Source organism: Desulfopila inferna, from assembly GCF_016919005.1.
Classification (GTDB): Bacteria; Desulfobacterota; Desulfobulbia; order Desulfobulbales; family Desulfocapsaceae; genus Desulfopila_A; species Desulfopila_A inferna.
Genome location: NZ_JAFFQE010000001.1, coordinates 167,114 through 186,020, shown reverse-complemented (window position 1 = coordinate 186,020; position 18,907 = coordinate 167,114). Strand labels below are relative to the sequence as shown.

At 47.3% G+C, this 18,907-nt stretch carries 14 protein-coding genes; 6 read left to right on the top strand and 8 right to left on the bottom strand.

Features of this window, described 5'->3' with window-relative positions; genetic code table 11:
- Nucleotides 1–5: 5 nt before the first annotated feature.
- Both priA and galU read right to left on the bottom strand, forming a co-directional pair.
- The gene (gene priA, locus JWG88_RS00730; protein WP_205231767.1) at nt 6–2,528 is read right to left on the bottom strand and encodes a replication restart helicase PriA; all 2,523 of its coding nucleotides are present in this window, start codon (nt 2,526–2,528) and stop codon (nt 6–8) included.
- Nucleotides 2,525–3,397, bottom strand: coding sequence for a UTP--glucose-1-phosphate uridylyltransferase GalU (galU, locus tag JWG88_RS00725; RefSeq protein ID WP_205231766.1), 873 nt, complete (start codon nt 3,395–3,397; stop codon nt 2,525–2,527). Before galU ends, priA begins: the two co-directional genes overlap by 4 nt.
- A 105-nt stretch (nt 3,398–3,502) precedes the next feature.
- Here galU and hrpA point away from each other — a divergent pair, with 105 nt between their 5' ends.
- Together hrpA and JWG88_RS21805 are read left to right on the top strand one after the other, a co-directional pair.
- Nucleotides 3,503–7,246, top strand: coding sequence for an ATP-dependent RNA helicase HrpA (hrpA, locus tag JWG88_RS00720; protein ID WP_205231765.1), 3,744 nt, complete (start codon nt 3,503–3,505; stop codon nt 7,244–7,246).
- Between the two features lie 39 nt (nt 7,247–7,285).
- A complete protein-coding gene (locus tag JWG88_RS21805; RefSeq protein WP_306793027.1) occupies nt 7,286–7,414 on the top strand; it encodes a hypothetical protein in 129 nt (42 codons plus the stop codon).
- A 67-nt stretch (nt 7,415–7,481) separates the two neighbouring features.
- Here the strand turns inward: JWG88_RS21805 and JWG88_RS00715 are convergent, their stop codons facing one another.
- Both JWG88_RS00715 and kdsB read right to left on the bottom strand, forming a co-directional pair.
- Nucleotides 7,482–9,797 (bottom strand): gluconeogenesis factor YvcK family protein, encoded by a 2,316-nt coding sequence (locus JWG88_RS00715; protein WP_205231764.1) that lies wholly within the window; start codon nt 9,795–9,797, stop codon nt 7,482–7,484.
- A 163-nt stretch (nt 9,798–9,960) separates the two neighbouring features.
- Nucleotides 9,961–10,752: a 3-deoxy-manno-octulosonate cytidylyltransferase gene (gene kdsB, locus JWG88_RS00710; RefSeq protein ID WP_240194211.1), complete on the bottom strand. Its 792-nt coding sequence runs from the start codon at nt 10,750–10,752 to the stop codon at nt 9,961–9,963.
- A gap of 51 nt (nt 10,753–10,803) precedes the next feature.
- On the opposite strand from kdsB, the gene JWG88_RS00705 reads away from it, so the two are divergent.
- On the top strand, nt 10,804–11,604 hold the full coding sequence (locus JWG88_RS00705) for a class I SAM-dependent methyltransferase (protein ID WP_205231763.1): 801 nt from the start codon (nt 10,804–10,806) through the stop codon (nt 11,602–11,604).
- Between the two features lie 154 nt (nt 11,605–11,758).
- On the opposite strand, the gene JWG88_RS00700 is transcribed toward JWG88_RS00705, so the two are convergent.
- The 3 genes from JWG88_RS00700 to JWG88_RS00690 all read right to left on the bottom strand — a co-directional run bounded on the left by JWG88_RS00700 (nt 11,759) and on the right by JWG88_RS00690 (nt 13,546).
- Nucleotides 11,759–12,223, bottom strand: a complete 465-nt coding sequence (locus tag JWG88_RS00700; RefSeq protein WP_205231762.1) for a 23S rRNA (pseudouridine(1915)-N(3))-methyltransferase RlmH — start codon at nt 12,221–12,223, stop codon at nt 11,759–11,761.
- A complete protein-coding gene (locus tag JWG88_RS00695) occupies nt 12,213–12,824 on the bottom strand; it encodes a YkgJ family cysteine cluster protein (RefSeq protein ID WP_240194209.1) in 612 nt (203 codons plus the stop codon). Before JWG88_RS00695 ends, JWG88_RS00700 begins: the two co-directional genes overlap by 11 nt.
- A gap of 146 nt (nt 12,825–12,970) precedes the next feature.
- Nucleotides 12,971–13,546 (bottom strand): YqgE/AlgH family protein, encoded by a 576-nt coding sequence (locus tag JWG88_RS00690; RefSeq protein ID WP_205231761.1) that lies wholly within the window; start codon nt 13,544–13,546, stop codon nt 12,971–12,973.
- 285 nt (nt 13,547–13,831) lie between these two features.
- Here JWG88_RS00690 and glgB point away from each other — a divergent pair, with 285 nt between their 5' ends.
- From glgB to JWG88_RS00675, 3 genes are all read left to right on the top strand, one after another.
- Nucleotides 13,832–16,051 (top strand): 1,4-alpha-glucan branching protein GlgB, encoded by a 2,220-nt coding sequence (glgB, locus tag JWG88_RS00685; RefSeq protein ID WP_205231760.1) that lies wholly within the window; start codon nt 13,832–13,834, stop codon nt 16,049–16,051.
- A 148-nt stretch (nt 16,052–16,199) separates the two neighbouring features.
- Nucleotides 16,200–16,397 carry a hypothetical protein gene (locus tag JWG88_RS00680; RefSeq protein ID WP_205231759.1) on the top strand — a complete coding sequence of 66 codons (198 nt, stop codon included), beginning with the start codon at nt 16,200–16,202 and terminating at the stop codon, nt 16,395–16,397.
- Nucleotides 16,398–16,425: 28 nt separating this feature from the next.
- A complete protein-coding gene (locus JWG88_RS00675) occupies nt 16,426–17,073 on the top strand; it encodes a DUF4126 domain-containing protein (protein WP_205231758.1) in 648 nt (215 codons plus the stop codon).
- Here the strand turns inward: JWG88_RS00675 and JWG88_RS00670 are convergent.
- Nucleotides 17,055–18,869, bottom strand: coding sequence for a two-component system sensor histidine kinase NtrB (locus JWG88_RS00670; protein ID WP_205231757.1), 1,815 nt, complete (start codon nt 18,867–18,869; stop codon nt 17,055–17,057). The two genes, JWG88_RS00675 and JWG88_RS00670, sit on opposite strands and share 19 nt — an antisense overlap.
- Nucleotides 18,870–18,907 lie beyond the last annotated feature (38 nt).

Here is an 18,907-nt window from a genome sequence, read left to right as displayed (position 1 = left end):
CCGGATCACATCATGTTTTCAGGATCGACGTCAAGAGTGATATGAGTTTTACCGATAACCAGGTCTTTGCGGCGTGATCCGATATGACTGCCGATTTGATGAAATATGGAAGTCCGGGGTGATTTCAACAGAATCTGCCAGCGATACTTATCCTTGATTTTCTCAAGGGGCGAAGTGGCCGGACCTAAAACCTCAAGAGGAAGCTCCTCTCCTCGTGCCAATCCTCTGCAGGCCGCGGCTATTTTTTCCGAAGTTTTTCGCACCTCGTATTCATTTTTCCCCGAAATCCTATAACAGGCAAGCCTGACATATGGAGGAAAGACCGGGCGCTGCCGCAGAGTCGTTTCTCTTTTAAAAAACTCCTCATATTGATGTCTTCTGGCGAGTTCAATGGCATAATGATTGGGACGCATGGTTTGTATAATCACCCTGCCCTTCTTTTCACCTCTGCCGGATCTTCCCGTCACCTGAGAAAGAAGCTGATATGTCCTTTCAGCGGCTCTGAAATCAGGCATATTGAGGCCGCCGTCGGCCCAGGCCACGCCGACAAAGGTGACATGGGGAAAATGATGTCCCTTGGCGATCATCTGCGTCCCTATGAGTATATCAATTTCTCTGAGCCGCATTGCCTTAAGGATTAACAGGAATTTTTTCCTGTCGGAGGCGGTATCCGAGTCGAGCCGTTCAATACGTGCAGAGGGAAAGCGCAGCCGCAGTTCCTCTTCTATACGTTCGGTGCCGATCCCTACAGGAACGAGGGTGTCGGAATGACAGGTTGAGCAGATAAGCCTGCTCCCCACCGAATATCCGCAATAGTGACAAATCAGAGATTGTTTGCCCTTGTGATATGTAAGGGTGACATTACAATGGCGGCATTGCACGGCAGTTCCGCATTCCCGGCATATATACGAAGCTGAAAACCCTCGGCGGTTAATAAGAACCAGGCTTTGTTCCTGTTTCTCAAGGTTTTTTTCCAGCTCATCGATGAATCTCTGGTGAAATATACTTTTTTTATTCTTTTTTTGATCCTTGTTCACATCAATGACTTCAACCTGCGGCAGTTCACTCCCTCCAACTCTGCCGGGCATGGTCAGAAGCTGATACTTCTTGTTTTTGGCGTGAAAATAGCTGGTAACAGAAGGTGTTGCGGAGCCCAGAACAACCGTACAATTCTGCAGCTTGGCGCGGAGGACTGCCAGATCACGGCCATTATATTTTAAACCGTCATCCTGTTTGAATCCACCATCATGTTCTTCATCGACAATGATCAGCCCGGGGTTTTGCAAAGGAGCAAACACTGCCGATCTGGCCCCAATAACAATCCTGGCTTGACCGGATACAGCAAGAGACCACTGATCATACTTTTCGCCTTGAGACAAACCTGAATGGAGAAGAGCGATTCCTTCGCCGAAGCGGGACAGGAAGTGGGCTTCCAGCTGTGTTGCCAGGGCAATTTCAGGAACCAGAACAAGGACGTCTCTGCCAGTATCAAGGCAGGCTTGTGCTGATTGCAGATAAACTTCGGTCTTGCCGCTGCCGGTTACTCCATGAAGAAGGAAAGCTGCATAATCCTGTTCTTCAATACTGCTTCCTATTGCCTTGACGGCACTTTCCTGCTCCTTGGTCAAACGTTCAGGCCGAGGCAGATGTTCAGGAATTTCACCTAATGGATTTCGGTAGATTCGCTTTGAGGACTTTTTCAGGATACCATACTCACAAAGTGATTTCAGGGGGGCGCTTCCGCCTTTGTATGACCGTAGAATCTCTTTCTGCGGCACGGATTGAGAAGTGGCGCCGTGGTGCCTGGCATAATAGTAAAGAACCTTGATCTCCGAGAGCTTCAAGTCAAGCTGGCAGCCGCCGCGCAACTTTTCGCCAAATTCCCGAAGTTGCTCTGAGTTGATACCATCGAGCTGATCGGGAGGGACAATATCGAGAGTCGAGGAGTAGCAGATTTCCATCTTCTCCCGGGTTGTCCGCTCACTGACCTGATGCTCGATCTCGGCAATGCCCTCGTCCAGAAGCCGGGAGATATACTTTTTATACTGTGGATCAGCCAGGATGCTCCGGGTAACCGCAGGACTAAGAGATTTTTTTGCCGACAGCTCCTCAAACCAGGGGGGCTGGTCATTTAACTGCAGGAACTCCGTAAGACCGCTATCTTCCTTAAGCCTCAATACTTTGTTTGAGGAACGCTTCAGTCCGGCGGGCAAGGCGGTGGTAATAACTTCCCCCAGAGGAAACTGATAGTAGTCGGCAACCCAGCGAAAAAATGGGACCATATTGGCATGAAAAAGCGGGCCAGGGCTGACAATTTCCCGGATATATTTCAGAGAATACTCAACCTTCTCAACAACCATTCGTCCCAGAATATATCCGGAAACCGTTCTACGACCCAAAGGAACCAGCACCTGATACCCGATATATTCTGATCCAGCCCCTACTCCCTCTTCACGTTCCTCGCTCCGAAGAAGATAGGTCAACGTCGAAAAGAGAGGTGCTGCAACAGCCACCTCCAGATAAATCATAAATCCGCTAATGTCTCTTTTAGATACTCTTTAAAAGGTTCACCCAACTCGGTATGACGGAGACCATAGGCTATTATGGCCTTTAAATAGCCGAGTTTGTCACCCGCATCATACCTTGTGCCTTCAAATTCATAGGCGAACATCTCACGTTTTTTGGAAAGCGCAAGCAGGGCATCGGTGAGCTGGATTTCTCCGCCATGGCCCGGAGTGGTTCTGCTCAACAAATCAAATATTTCCGGCATCAGGATATATCTGCCGATAATGGCCATGTCGGAGTCAGTCGTTCCGGGGGCCGGTTTTTCCACGAGCCTGGTTACTTTGTAGGTGCGTTCACGGCCATTTTTTTCCCCCTCGACAATACCGTATTGATGGGTCTGCTCCGGGGCCACCCTCTGTACGGCTATGATGGACTCACCGACGTCATCAAAAAGATTGAGCATCTGCCTGGCGCAGGGCTGTTTGCTCAGGACCAGATCGTCACCCAGCAGGACCATAAATGGTTCATCACCGACGACATGCCTTGCCGTCCAGATAGCGTGTCCAAGTCCCAGTGGTTTTTTTTGCCGTACCGAAACGATATCGATCAGATTGGAGATCATGTTAAGCTCTTCACCGAGGACGACCTTCTTTTTTTCCCGAAGAACGGAATCAAGTTGAAAGTTATAATCAAAATGATTCTCGATGGCCGACTTTCCCTCACTGGTGACAAATATTATCTGTTCGATACCCGAAGCCACAACTTCCTCAACGATATATTGTATCGTCGGTCTATCAACAATAGTGAGCATTTCCTTAGGGATAGCCTTTGTTGCCGGCAAAAATCGTGTTCCTAAGCCTGCTACCGGAATAACCGCTTTTCTGACCTTCATAGAGGCTCCTTATTTTTCAATAACCAAATATGAATAAATGTGGTAAAAATCGAAATTCGACATATTATATTTACCACAAAAAGAGCTTTACCTCCAATATTTTTCATGAATTTCAATTACCCAGACACACTTCCGGTCAGCCGACAGCGTGAGCGGATCCTGGAAACGCTGCGCAACAATCAGGTCGTTATTATTGCCGGTGATACCGGGTCCGGAAAAACCACCCAGCTCCCTAAAATGTGCCTCGAACTGCAGCTCCACTCATCGGGCAGGATAGGTTGCACTCAACCGCGGAGAATCGCAGCCCTGACCGTTTCATCACGAGTGGCTGAAGAACTGGGAGAGTTTGGCCATACAGTGGGATACAAGATCCGTTTTCAGGACCGCACCAACAAGGGCACCAGAATCAAATTTATGACGGATGGTGTGCTGCTGGCCGAAACGCGGAAGAACAGACTTCTGCCCGATTATGACGTTCTGATTATCGATGAAGCTCATGAGAGAAGCCTGAATATCGATTTCCTCCTCGGCCATCTGAAGAATATTCTTCCCCAGCGCCCTGACCTGAAAATTATCGTTACCTCGGCTACCATAGATACGGAAGCCTTCTCCAAACATTTCAACAATGCCCCGATTGTCTCGATCCCTGGTAAAACCTATCCCGTTGAAGTGCGCTACTCTCCCCCTGATCCGGATGAGTACGGTGAACTTGAAAATTATATTGACTGTTGTGTCAGTGCCGTCCGGCAACTCTACACCATAGAACCGCCAGGGGACATGCTGGTTTTCCTCCCCACGGAGAGAGATATCCGCAACTGCTGCGATATTCTGAGGAAGAAAATACCTGATGCAGAGGTACTTCCTCTTTTCGGCAGACTTCATACAGGGGATCAGAAGAAGATCTTCCTGCCGAGCAAACGCACAAAAATCGTGGTTGCCACCAATGTTGCCGAAACATCCATCACCGTTCCCGGGATCCGCTATGTCGTGGATACGGGTCTGGCGCGAATGGCCTTTTATAATTTCCGCGCCAAAACCAACAGCCTGCCGATTCAAAAAATATCGCGAGCCGGCTGCGACCAGCGCAAGGGCCGCTGTGGCCGTGTAGCTCCCGGCGTGTGTGTACGTCTTTTTGAAGAGGAAGATTATCTGGGACGCGAAGAATACAGTATTCCGGAGATCAGACGATCAAATCTTGCAGAGGTCATTCTGCAGATGCTCTCCTATCAGCTCGGCGATCCATCCACCTTTCCGTTTATAGATCCTCCACTGGCTTCGGCTATTAATGACGGCTACAATCAACTGCTGGAACTCGGGGCCATATCCGGGGAGCGCAGGTTGACCGCAATCGGAAAAAAAATGGCCTCGATGCCTATCGATCCCAGTATTTCCCGTATCGTCATCGAGGCAAAAGAGAACAACTGCCTTAAAGAAATCATGGCCATTGCCACTGTTCTGGCAATTCAGGATCCCAGGGTGCGACCATCAGCTTTTGAAAAACAGGCCGATGAGTCCCATGAACAGTTTATCGATATGCAATCGGACTTCCTGACCTTTCTCAATATCTGGAACCTTTTTCATAAAGTAAAGACAAAAACCTCATGGTCCCGCCTGAAAAAATTCTGCAAAAGTCATTTTCTCTCGTTTCAGAGAATGCGCGAATGGATCGATCTTCATGACCAGATGGTCAACATCCTGCAATCACAGGGTCAGCTGCAGATGAACACCGAGGACGCCGACTATAATGCCATCCACATGTCTCTTGCTGCAGGATTTCTGCGAAATATCGCCATGAAAAAGGAAGGGGGGTACCTTGGGGCATCCGGCAAGGAGCTTGTGATTTTTCCCGGATCAGGGCAATACAGGAAAAAACCGTCATGGATCATTGCCTCTTCTTTTTTGGAGACCAGCAGGCTCTATGCCCTGAATGCTGCCCGAATTGAACCTGAATGGCTGGAGAAACCCGGGGGCAGACTCTGCAAATACAGCTGGTTCAATCCCCGCTATCACAAAAAATCAGGAAGAGTTATCGCTGAAGAGAAAGTCTCGCTGTTCGGTCTCCCTATTATTGCCTCGCGCAAAGTGGATTTTGGCCGGACAAACGATGCCAACAGGGAGGAGGCCCGCTCCATTTTTCTTCAGTCGGCACTGCTGGAAGGAAACCTTTCCGGGAGTTATGATTTTCTGCAGCACAATATCAACCTGGTGAAAAACTGGGAAGATGTGGAAAATCGGTTGCGCACCCGTGATATTTTGACAAACGAGACAGCCATTTTGCAGTTTTACCAGGACAGGCTCCCGCTCTCTGTCTATGATCGCTTCACCCTGAACAGATTCCTGAAAAAGAAAAAAAATGACGCCTTCCTCAAACTGAAGGAAGAAGACGTTATTGCAAGAACCCCTCAAGACCGTGAACTCGCCGATTTTCCGCCTGTTCTTACCATAGGTTCACATAGCCTCAACCTGGAATATGTCTTCGACCCGGCAAGTGAACAGGATGGAGTAACTGTCAGAATTCCTCAGGCACTGGCTGATATACTCAGAAACGATATTTTCGAGTGGCTGGTGCCCGGACTGATAAAAGAGAAGACGACATACCTCCTCAAAAGCCTTCCCAAGAAAATCCGCAAGCACCTTGTTCCTCTCAACATCGCTGTGGACAAAGTTCTTGATGATATCGAGATGTATAAAGGTTCCTATTACAGGGCCATTGAAGCTTCGATATTCAAGCATTTCCAGATATCCGTCAAACGATCTGACTGGACGGATCAGCTTCCGATTCATCTGCAGATGCGCTTCGTTCTCTTTGATCTTAGCGGAAAGGAAGTGGCCTGCAGCAGAGACTTCTCCTTTATTACCTCAAAGAGCGAGACTCCCACTCCTGTTTCTCTGCAACGCGCCGCCCCGAAGGAGCAGGAGACAATGCAGCAGTGGGAAGAGATCCTGACCGCAACCTGGGCCTTTGATGATTTGCCGGTAAATATCCCTCTTTTCTCCGACAGCAAGGAGATTGCGGGATTTCTTTATCCTGCGGTTACTCCTGTATATGAGAAAGCATCGGTGACAATTCGCTTCCATTCTACCTCTAAAAAGGCGGAGACGGAAACTCGTGCCGGGATGAGATATCTTTATAGGCTTCAGTTCTCAGCACAATATAAATCTCTTAAAAATTACTGCTCCACAAACTTGTCCGGACCTTCCTCTCTGTGGCTGGTAAACATCTTTCAGAAAAAGGCTGAGGCCGTTGACTCTCTCTTGAATTTTATTGTCGATACGGTATTTTCCACTGCTCAAGGGGAGATACCTTCCAGGCAGATTTTTGAACAAAAGATCGAAAAGGCACGGAAGACGAATTTTTTCGACACCGGCAAAAACATATGTGATGAAGTATTGTCTCTGTTGCGCAAGAGAAGAGAAGTGATCAGTGAAATCAGCCGGCATGAAGAGCTGGCGAAAAAGACCAGAACCCATTCGGCACCACAATATACCGAGTATCAACGTATGCTCGGGGAGATCCTTCCCGATAATTTCCTGGAAGACTTTTCCTATGACCTGACCGATCGTCAAAGATATCTGCAATGCCTTATTATTCGCATTGCCCGTGCTCACTCCGACTTGGCTAAGGATATGAAAAAGGCTGAAATGATTGCTCCTCACGCACAAAATCTGGCAACTTTGCAGGAAAAGGAAAAGGATCTCTCAGACCATTGTAAAGAAAAAATGCGGATTTACGAACGCATGGTACATGAGATGCGCATAGCTGTGTTCTCACCGGAGCTGAAAACCGCCCTGCCTGTATCTCAAAAAAAACTGAAGACTACCTGGAGGGACATCTGTGAGCAGTGCTAATCCCACCACCGGCTTTGGCGATATATTCAGGTCGTCCTTATGAATAAAGTCATTATCGGCCTGTTGCTCGCCATATTATCATTGATTTTGCTGCACAACCATCAGCCGCTTGTCGGACTTCCGATGTTTATCGTCGGGATTTTCCTGATGATGCATAAGAAAAAATAGGATGTTGCAGTGGAAACATTCCGGAATTCAACCTACGGTGTCCGAATCTTGGTGATTCCCTGGTCAGTTATCCTGAAAATACCACTTCTCTGAAAAAATCGACCATGGAATTGCGTCGTTCCAGCATCTTCTGCTGTTCCGGAATGAGATCGGACCTGCCGATTTTCATCAGAGCCATTTTGTATTCTATATGAGAGGCGAGCCTGTTATCAAGGTACCAGGCATAGGTAAGCCCCATCAGTACACCGGGAGGAGTGAAGCCGTCATTCCCATTGATCAACCGGGTAAAATGGTGATCATTTTTGCTTGTTTCGATCATCTTGGCAAAATGGAGATAGCGGTCAATTTCTTCAGAAGTAAAAAAAGCTTCAATCTCGGAGATCCCGCGAACGTGCAGATGATATATCTTACCTACCGTAACACCATCGACAGTAACTTCCTCGACCCTTTTTTCTTTAGCGTAATTACCCAGAAGAGATTGTCCGATGGCTATGAGGATCCCGACTTCAAGCTTGCGAAAATCGGAGATCAGATCTGATCGAATTTTAATATATCCATCCTCAGGATCAAAAAAAGAAAACACCTTGTCCCAAATCTGCTCTCTTCGCCATTTTTCCTTGGCAATACAGACAATACCGCGAATGAACACCAGGTGATCTAAGGAAATATCCTGATGTTTCCAGATAATATCGATAATGCGGCTACGTAAGGCATTGAAAGATTCGGTTTTTTGTTCCGCAGGTGAAAAGGAGATGGGCAGATTCTGAATAAAGGATTCCAGCACCCGGTATTTCCGTGAAGGATACATAACATTTCTGGTCTGCACATACTGAGGTTCAATCTCGGTAGAGGACGAATCCGCCTCCTCCACCGAGCAATCCGGTTTTTTCTGCAGTCGTGAAGCAATAAAAACGGTTTTGACCGCTTGTGCCAGAATTTCCGGATCATGCTGTATAACACCTCTCTCCGCCAGCGCTTTTTTGGAATATATTCCGCACTCGATTGGCAGATATCCCTGGTCACAGACAATATGTCTATCCAGATAAATGGGGATTTTTCCCTCAAGGGTATAATTCTGGATTACCGAGGCGGGAACATCTTTTAAAGACAGGCAAAAAACTTCATGAAAAAGATCTCTGGTGCCGCCGGGAATGTTTCGTTCATAGGCCCTGATCATATCCGATACATAAAACTTTCGCTCGGGGTCGGAAATAGCGATATCGGTTTCCCCGGCCTGAACCCAGAGATTAGAGATCAAAAGCTTTCGCGCCGGTTTATTTCTTCTGACCGCCTCTGCGATTCCAGGAACCTGAAAAATTGGAATGATGGAACTATAAAGGCTGCCCGGGGCCATGATAATAATGTCGGCCGCCTCGATGTCTTTAAAAATCTGCGGCGGGACATGAATGGTATCAGAAAAGTCGACAACCACCCGGTCAACGGGGAATCCACGTTCGGCATCCCCTGATTTGGACTCACCCGTCACCTGAACGCCATTGGTATAACAGATCCGGAGTTGGGACGGTGTCGTAGTGCAGGGCAGCACGGCTCTCTCCACTGTGCCGATTCTGTACGAAAATTCATCAATCCCGGCATATAATGCCGTGTTGGCCACTCTTCTGTCATTTTCGAGTCTGCTGTTATCACATTCCTTCTCTATCTTTGCATAAATAGCTGCAACTAAGAGGAGATTCCCCAGGCAATGAGACCGGGAGAGGGTACCGGATAAACGATTGTCCGAAAAAAGCGTGTCAACGAGGTGGGCAATATAGCTTTCCAGCTGAGATGGCAAACGGATTTCTGGATTTTGGCAGACAGCTGTCACCTTGTCCCTGGTAATCTCATTTGCCAGGAATCTGAAATTAAGAATAGACGCCAGACCGTCAACTGCATCCTGAGCCTCCTGCAAGGTAATGCTGTATCTTTTTTGCAGGAGCTGCAGTTGAATTGAAGATAGGAGGACATGACGGATATCCCCCAGGGCTATTATGGGAAGATCCTTGATCAGTTCGCCGGTAGAGCCGCCATCATCGGTGACGCAGACTATCGATTGTGTCCGGGGGAAGATCTCCTTCAGACCGGCAAATGGTTCCCTGGGCCAGGAGCTTCTCCGGCTGTCTCCGCCTATTATGTTGGAAAGTCCCGTTCCGCCGCCGAAAACGACAACGCGAACATCACCTACTTCGCTCTCGACCAGATACCGCCGGAGTTCATGAAAGTCTGCGATGATTGAGTGATCAAAATTTCCGGGAATTCCATTTAAAACCAGATCAATACATTTCTCTCTGAAATCCGAATGGGGGAGCAAATCAAGCGGAGAGAGAAATGGACGGGATAATTTTTCCACATATTCTTCCAGTTCCGCCTTACCATTTTTTTTCATATGCCTTCCATTATAATTTCGCAAAAAGTCCACGATGAGAGATGGCTAGATAAAAGATTCTATATATGTTATTGGCAGGTCTCCGACTATACAAGTAGTATGTCAAATGCCTGCCAAAAACCTGCAACGCCGGAGATCGGGCTTTTTACTACGCTACCTTCACTTACTTTTCCATGTGGAACTTGAGAAAAGCTTCGACTCGTTTGAGATCCTCCACTGTATCCACTTCAATGGAATCATGCTCGGTCAAGGTAACCCTGATCCGATACCCGAACTCCAGTGCACGCAGTTGTTCTAATTTCTCAAAACGTTCCCATTCCCCTTCCGGCAATGCCACAAAGGAGAGCAGAAAACCTTTTCTGTAGGCATAGAAGCCGAGATGCTTATAGTAGGTAGGAGTCTCGGTGTCTTCGGGATTCCGTTGAAATGGTATGGGAGCGCGGGAGAAATAGAGAGCATAATTATCTCTGTCGAAGACAGTCTTTACATGGTTGGGATCATTTATCTCTTCTTTCCGTATAATCTTATACATCAAAGTTGACATCGGCAAGGCCGGATCATCGAGTAATGGCCGGGCAACCTGTTCGACAATTTCTTCAGGAAAAAGGGGCTGATCCCCCTGTATATTCACTACAATATCGTGCTCGGAAATTCCGATTTTTTCCGCAGCCTCGGCAAGGCGGTCGGTTCCGGAAACATGATCATCCCTGGTAAGCACAAATTCCCCGCCAAATGATTCGACACATTCCCCGATGCGAATATCATCTGTCGCCACGACGATTCGGGATAATAACTTTACCTTTTTAGCCCTTTCAACCACGTGCTGAATCATTGGTTTCCCGCAAATCGAAGCCAAAGGTTTGCCTTCGAAACGATTTGACTTATATCTGGCGGGAATAATTGCCACTACTTCAATATTTGATTCCATTTTTATTGTACCCGTGATATTTTTCATTTTTCCAGGAACTCACCAAGCTGTCTTCATCGGTAAATTCAGAATATACTCATGTCTCAAAATACATTATGCATTGTACTTGCAAGCAGATTCCCTCGACAGAGAGAAAAGGCAGCTGCTCTTGCAGAAAAACTGGGTCTTCCTCTCCAAGAGAGCCACGAGAACCGCTGTAAATATCACCTTGTATATACAGATATTCGACTTGAGCTTCAACATAATCCTGGCTGCACCACACAGAAAGAAAAGCCCGTCTATATTGACCTTTTCCCGAGCGGCTCTATCCATCAGCGTTTGCTGACAACTTCCATCAAGGACCCCCTGTGCAAGGCTGTCGGCATCAAATCGGGTAAGCGACCTTCGATTATCGACACCACGGCGGGTATGGGAATGGATGGAATCACCTTGGCCTGGTTAGGATGTTCGGTTCTGTTAATTGAAAGAAATCCGGTGGTGCACGCCCTGCTGCACGACGGTATTCGGCGTGCTGTGGAAGATTGGCGGTTCCAGAAAATTATTGGTAACAACCTGAGACTTATGGAGGGAAATTCAACAGAAATTTTGCCGCATCTTAGTCGGGCCGATACGGTGTTTGTCGATCCAATGTATCCGGAAACCGTAAAAGGAGGAGCACTGAATAAAAAGGAAATGAGGATGCTCAGAGAGATAGTGGGCGGTGATATTGACAGCAGGGAGCTTTTTTTAACGGCGCTGCAGACTGCAGACAACAGAGTCGTGGTCAAACGACCCAAAAATGCCGAGCCCATCAGCCCAGTTCCGAAACCATCTCACCGGATTTTGATGAAGAGCGGCCGTTTCGACGTCTATTTACTACCACCTAAAAATCATTTGTGATAATCCGTAAAAAGTCGCCACGATGTCAGATGGCTAGATAAAAAGTTCGAGATACAAGGCGCAGTGTTTTTGGCAGTTCTCCGACTATACAGGTAGTATGTCGGAGGCCTGCCAAAAACCTGCAACGCCGGAGATCGGGCTTTTTACGACGCCATCATTTGTGATATTTTTCCCCGCATTTGATGGTATGTGCCCTGTAGAGCTGTTCAAGCAAAAAAAGCCGGACCATATCATGAGTGAACGTCATCTTTGACAGCGAAATAACAAGTTCGGCACGCTGCAGTACCTTTTCAGCCAGTCCCAACGGCCCGCCTATAATGAAGGTGACATGCCTGATTCCAGTTCCTTCCCAATGATCAATTATGGTGCTGAATTCTGTTGAACTAAACTGTTTTCCCTGAGCGTCAAGCACCACAGGAAAGGTAGAAGAAGAAATATTTGCCAGAAGTATTTCCCCTTCTTTCTCCCTTATCTGCTCGTCGCTGCCTTGAATCTTTTTGGCTTTTAAAGTCCTAAGCTCGACCTGAGAATAATGCTGCAGTCGTTTGCTGTAATCATTTACTCCTTCAGAAATAAACGATAATTTTGTTTTTCCAAGTAGGAGAATCTCATATTTCACTACGTAAATCCTCCTTCTTATCCGAAGTACTACTGCCCAGACAACCGCCATCTTCTATGATGCGGCAGATATCGGTATATGATGCTTCCCTGTTTAGCCCTGGACATGAAGAGCTGATGGACTCAAGGTTGTTTCTGTCAATCAGAATAGCCTTCACCAGCGGCCATTCACGACATCGCCATGGTCTTGCCTGATGAATAGTGCAGCCGTTCTCAAAAAAGATACAGTGTCCGTTGACGGTTTTCATCTGTACCTCTCCGTCAGTTAGCCTCCAATATTTTTTCAAGGCTTCTTCGCGTGTTGTTTCAAGAAAAAACAGCATATTTTCCTGATCTTTCTCGTTTAATGACACTGTAGTTTCACCTTGGCAGCAAAATCCACAGCGGCTGCAAAGAAATACGTTATCCATGATTGTTCTCTTGATAGTAATGATTTGCTGTCTAAAAGATTTGCCTGGGATAGGCAGAAGTGCAAAGAAAAGGAGCTTACCATCAATCAGATTTTTCAACAATGAGAGTATCACGATAAGCACCCGTACGGGCATAAATTCCGACTTGGGGAAAGACAGATCTCCTGCCCTGACTTGTGGAATTTTTCTCAAACCCATCTGAAAGTTCAGTGGGACCTTATATGGCCAGGACTTAACCGCAACCTGCCTCGGGTTATCTGCAAAGGATTTTCACCACAAGAGCTTTAGTGAACATCTGGGATTAAAGCGTAAAAGGAGAGATTAAGAAGGATTTGCTGTCAGGCTCTGCCGATGACATCTCCGAATACCGAAATATCGATGCCATATAGCATGGCGGCAGCACGCCATTTTTCCTCATCAGGGGTATCAAAAATTATCATATCGTTGCCGGGAACGGTAAGCCAGCCATCAGCTAACAGTTCATTCTCAAGCTGTCCGGGGCCCCATCCGGCATATCCCAGTAAAAACAGATACTTTTCCGGACCTTTCCCATGAGCTATATCCTCAAGAATTTTAGTTTCCCTTGAGAGAAAAGTCGTCGGTGTTACTTCAAGTTGATATTCCGTCCTATAATCGGAGGTGAATAAAATAAACGCCGACTCAAGCTCAACAGGTCCACCGATATAGACAGGGGGCAGTTCATTCTCGGGGATCGGCAGGTTGGCGCTGGTAAGTATTTCCGCTAGGGAGAACATATTGTTGGGCTTGTTGATTGTCAGTCCCATAGCTCCATCTTCGCTATGGGCACAAATATAGATAACCTGTTCCTCAAATCGGGGATCCGGCATATTTTGAGTGGAAATTAAAAATGATCCCGTTAGCCGGTCGAGAACCGGAGGGTTGTTTTCTTTCATAACGTTCCTTCTTTATAGAATAAGTGAAACTGAGAGGCCTGCCGCTCAAGTTTTTGTTTCCCCGTTTTCTAAATTCTATCAAAAACGCAAATTGCAAGTCAAGGATCACTTCCACGGATGCCGGGTCAATTTCCCTTTTAAAACTTATCAATGGTTACCTTCTTTACGATTTCTGTTATACTTTTCGACACCATGGATTATAGACAATGACTTCCCCACCATGATACACAAGGTAAGGGATAGCCATCCCGAAAAATCGACCATCTTTGACTTTTCTCAAAATTGATGAATGATCCCACTGAAAAAATCATTACCGGCGATTATCATGATCCTTTCGAAGTTTTAGGAGTTCACTTTGATCGGAACAACAATAACCTCGTCTATATCAGAACCTTCCAGCCCCATGCACGGCAGGTAAGTCTGCTCATTGAGGGACGTGAGGTTAAAATGAGGCTTACCCGCAAACAGGGCTTGTTTGAAGCTGAAATGCATAAAGAGGAACTCACCGATTCGGAGTTGCCTCCCTTTAACTACCAGTACCGGATAACATATATCGATGGTACTATTGAACTGAGAAACGACCCTTACCGTTTCCTTCCCCAACTGGATCGAAGAGACTCATATCTTTTTAATTTCGGCACAAACTATAAGCTTTATGACCATATGGGCGCCCACCTCACTATTATCGGCAATGTCAGCGGCACGGTGTTCAGGGTATGGGCTCCTGCAGCCTGCCGGGTTTCGGTTATCGGACCTTTCAATAGTTGGGACGGCAGAGTACATGCCTGCCGTTCGCTGGGCAGCAGTGGCATATGGGAGTTATTCATCCCGGGAATAACTGAGAATGAGCTCTATAAATATGAAATAAAAACTAAAAATAACAACATTCTCATTAAATCCGACCCTTTTCAGTTTTACGGGGAAATGCGACCCAATACGGCCTCAATTGTCAGGAACCTGAGCAGATACCAATGGAACGATCAGGAATGGCGGCAATATACTTCCACGGTTTCTCCCTATACCAATCCATTGTCAATTTACGAGGTGCATCCGGGATCATGGCAAAGAGACCCTTCAAATCCAGATCGTTTTCTGACTTTCAGAGAACTGGCGGATACCTTGATTCCTCATGTTAAAAAACTAGGATTTACCCACATCGAGTTCCTCCCGGTCATGGAACATCCGCTTGATGAATCATGGGGATACCAGGTTACCGGTCCTTTCAGTCTTTCCAGCCGGTATGGAGTTCCGGAAGATTTCATGTATTTCATCGATCAGTGCCACCAGAACATGATCGGGGTTATTCTCGACTGGGTTCCCGCTCATTTCCCCAGGGACAGTCATAGCCTTGCTCAATTTGACGGCACCCCTTTATTTGAGCATGAAGATCCCCGCAAAGGCGAAAATCCTGAATGGGGTACCTTTGTTTATGACTACGGCAGAAAAGAAGTCAGCAATTATTTGATATCAAACGCCCTGTTCTGGATTGAGAAGTATCATATAGACGGATTTCGGGTCGATGCCGTTTCTTCCCTGCTCTATCTGGATTATGCCCGCAAGGAGGGTGAATGGGTTGCCAATCAATACGGGGGGAGGGAAAATCTTGACGCCATCGAATTTCTACGCCATTTGAATTCAATACTTTTTGACAAGCACCCCGACATCCTGATGATCGCCGAAGAATCGACAAGTTTTTATGGCGTTTCCAAGCCTGCAAATATCGGGGGGTTGGGCTTTGGGTTCAAATGGAATATGGGTTGGATGAACGATACTCTTGATTATTTCTGCAAAGACCCGTTCTACAGGAAATTTTATCACAACAACCTGACCTTTTCGCTGATGTATACCTTTTCCGAAAACTTTATCCTGCCGCTGTCTCATGATGAAGTTGTCCACGGAAAACGTTCTCTTATCAGCAAAATGCCGGGTGATATATGGCAGAAATTTGCCAACCTGAGATTGCTGTTAGCTCTTTTATGGTGTCACCCCGGGAAAAAGCTCCTTTTTATGGGCGGCGAATTCGGCCAATTTTCCGAGTGGTACTGTAAGCGAAGCCTGGACTGGCATCTTCTTGAAGAAAATGTCCTGCACTCCCAGCTCATGGGATTTGTCGGCAAGCTTAACCAGGTGTATCGGGAAAATCCCGCTATGTGGGAGAGGGATTTTGACGAAAAAGGGTTTATGTGGCTGGACTTTGAGGACAGGCAGAATTCGGTAATCTCTTTTGCACGATTCGGCAATAGGGCCCATGATCATATTGTCTGCGTCTTGAATTTCACTCCACAAACCCTCTATGATTATAAGGTAGGACTGCCGGAGAATTGCGATTATGCTGAGATTCTCTGTTCAGACGTCAGCGAGTACGGGGGCAGCGGGGGGATCTGCGACGGCGCCGGAAAGATTCATAGCAGTATAGCAGAACCATTCTCCCAGGCCGGATACCATACCCAACTGACGGTTCCGCCGTTGGCCGCCCTTGTATTAAAACCGGTGACGTCGCGATAAGCACAGGTACGGGCATACTCCGACTTCGGGAAAGTCCGTTTTGTTGTGTATTTATGTCGAACTTTTTATCTTGTCATAGGCGAGCTTCATGGTGATTTTATGAATATTACTAAACCAACTTTCAACCAAGGCTGAAAAGGAGTAACATATGACTACATCACATCCAACTCAACTCCCTGGAGAAAAACTGAAAAAAGCATTAACCCTGCTGTCCGAAATGAAAGAGCAGCATCCAGACAAATCTAGAGCAGCCCTGCTTCAGGAAATCGAGATCAAGCTGGATCTTTCACCGCTTGAAAGCGAATTCCTCAACAAACAATTCCGCGATGATCCCGAGGCCGGTTAAAATTCATATACAAAATACTGGATAAGATATGGACGCCTATCAGCAACTGATCGCTACGATATCACTGACTATGGGGGTTGCCTGGGCAAGCGGCATCAACCTCTATGCCACTATAGCCATGCTCGGAATTCTGGGAGTGACCGGCAATATCGTTCTGCCTGAACAGCTCCTCATTCTCCAGGATCCCCTGGTGATCGGGGCAGCCGTGTTTATGTACATGATCGAGTTTTTTGCCGATAAAACTCCGGGTGTCGACACAGGATGGGATACACTGCATTCCTTTATACGCATCCCGGCTGGAGTAATGCTGGCAGCAGGGGCGGTCGGCGATGTTAATCCGGCCATGGTCATTGTGGCCGGGATCCTTGGCGGGACCGTTTCAGCGACCAGCCATTTTATCAAGGCAGGCAGCCGTGTCCTCATCAACACCAGTCCTGAACCGTTCAGCAACTGGGCAGCCTCGGTGTCCGAAGACACTGCCGTGATTGTGGGATTATTGACAGCTTTATATTACCCTGTAATTTTCATAGTCCTGTTTGTGGCATTCCTGCTGCTGTCAATCTGGCTGATCCCCAGATTGTGGAGAGGGATCAAAATTCTTTTTGCAAAGATACGATCGCTCTTCTCCACTACGGATAAGCACAATCACGAACCTCCTCAGCTCCCTTCCAAATAGGCGGGCAGAGTTATTTTAACCACAGCCCCCTTGCCGACACTGCTTCTGAATTCTATCGATCCGGAATGTTCTTCTATTATTTTGGCACTCATGGCCAGGCCCAATCCGGTGCCGTCACTTTTTGTGGTGAAATAAGGATCAAAAACTCTGGCAACATCCTCTTCGGACAGTCCGCAACCCGTATCTTCTACGCGACAGACAACCAAGTCGTCCTCCTGTTCGACTGTAATCTTCAGGGTGCCGCCACTGCTCATGGCCTGTACTGAATTCAGAAAAAGATTCAAAAAGACTTGAATTAGCTTATCCCTGTCGCCATATACATATTGTCCGGCTGCATATTCCGCATCCAGAATGACGCCTGCGGAATCGACATCCGCGGCTATCAGTGTTACAGCTTTCCCCAGCACCTCGGCTATATCCATCTTTTCCAGATGGAGCTTATGGGGGCGTGCATAGTCAAGCAGTTCACCTATACTCCTGTTCAAACGCTCGACTTCCTGAATCAGAATATCGGCAGTATCGCTTCCCTGTCTGTCCTGTTGCACTTTCGCTTTCAGCAGCAACGCCAGACCCTTAATGGAACTGAGGGGATTTCGTAATTCGTGGGCTACGCCGGCTGCCATCTTCCCCAGAACTGCCAGACGCTCGTTTCTTCTCAACTCACGCTGCAGGTTTTTTATTTGGCTGAGATCTTGTACCAGCAAGGTATTGCCTGCATATTGCCTGTTGCTGTCCACAACAGGCAAAGCTATGGTCAGCAATGACCTGCTTTGGTTTTCATCGCTCAAGAGTATTTCTTTCTGCTCACTTCCCCCAAATGGAAGATGTTTTTGTTGAAGTTCTTTTGATAGCTGCCTTGGAAGGACCTTCGCCGGATCCTTGCCGATCGCCTCTGAGGCGGCTATTCCAACCATTTCCTCAGCGGATGAATTGAAAATCCGGATGTTGCCGTTGCTGTCGGTGGCAATGAGTCCGACAGGCAGCGAGGACACCAGCATATCCGTAAATTCACGAATCTGTCTGAGACGACGCTGAGATCCCTTGAGGCCCTGCAGGGTGAGCAGAGAAAGCCAGCCGCCAATACCGACAAGAAGCAAAACCAGCGAAAGGGATACTATCTGAAACAGCTGTCTTTGTACGGCCTTGTCGAATTCATCAAGATCCAGTTCTATGAGCAGCATAAACTTCTGAGCCCGGAGCTCTTCGATCTGCTGCAGCATTTGCCTGTTTCCTGAGCCCATATGCCCCCCCGGGCTGTCAGATCTCATCCACATAGGGCCTCGCCCCCGCGGGCCCTCGCGTCCATGGCCAAAAGGAAAAAAGAGTGTCGCTACCTGAAAGACCGATTCTGCTCCAATATCTTTTTTTCTGAAAATGTAAAACCGGTCCGGTCCTTCACCTTGCTCAAGATTCTGTAAAAATTCAAGAGTTGACCGATCAATTTTCTTATCTTCATAGTTCCCGGAAGTTCCCGCTAAAATCTCCCCCTGAGAATTGATCAATCCCGTAAAGCGGAGTCCTGGATGATCCGCACTATTCTCTATGGCTTGCTGAACATGATCGATCCACTGCCCCGTGGCCAGCCGAATATTATTGATATTGCCGCGGAGGGATGCCCGTGAGCTTGAGGTGACAAACCTGGCGATGGTCAAACCCTGCTGCACCAGGGCTTCCGACATCAGCTCTTTCTCGCGCCGATAATTACTCACGGCAAAGATGGTGATTATCAGGGCCAACAGAGTGCAGGCTGCGGCCAGCAACCAGGGTGATACATTTGCAAGCCTCTGTTTCTTCATACATTTATTGCAAGAGTTGATGGACTCATAAAAAATTT

Coding starts and splice junctions, on each gene's coding strand:
- hrpA (WP_205231765.1), top strand. CDS start 3,503: ATGAATTTCAATTACCCAGACACACTTCCGGTCAGCCGACAGCGTGAG.
- JWG88_RS00680 (WP_205231759.1), top strand. CDS start 16,200: ATGACTACATCACATCCAACTCAACTCCCTGGAGAAAAACTGAAAAAA.
- kdsB (WP_240194211.1), bottom strand. CDS start 10,752: ATGAAAAATATCACGGGTACAATAAAAATGGAATCAAATATTGAAGTA.
- priA (WP_205231767.1), bottom strand. CDS start 2,528: ATGATTTATCTGGAGGTGGCTGTTGCAGCACCTCTCTTTTCGACGTTG.
- JWG88_RS00690 (WP_205231761.1), bottom strand. CDS start 13,546: ATGAAAGAAAACAACCCTCCGGTTCTCGACCGGCTAACGGGATCATTT.
- galU (WP_205231766.1), bottom strand. CDS start 3,397: ATGAAGGTCAGAAAAGCGGTTATTCCGGTAGCAGGCTTAGGAACACGA.
- JWG88_RS00670 (WP_205231757.1), bottom strand. CDS start 18,869: ATGAAGAAACAGAGGCTTGCAAATGTATCACCCTGGTTGCTGGCCGCA.
- JWG88_RS00715 (WP_205231764.1), bottom strand. CDS start 9,797: ATGAAAAAAAATGGTAAGGCGGAACTGGAAGAATATGTGGAAAAATTA.
- glgB (WP_205231760.1), top strand. CDS start 13,832: ATGAATGATCCCACTGAAAAAATCATTACCGGCGATTATCATGATCCT.
- JWG88_RS00675 (WP_205231758.1), top strand. CDS start 16,426: ATGGACGCCTATCAGCAACTGATCGCTACGATATCACTGACTATGGGG.
- JWG88_RS21805 (WP_306793027.1), top strand. CDS start 7,286: ATGAATAAAGTCATTATCGGCCTGTTGCTCGCCATATTATCATTGATT.
- JWG88_RS00705 (WP_205231763.1), top strand. CDS start 10,804: ATGTCTCAAAATACATTATGCATTGTACTTGCAAGCAGATTCCCTCGA.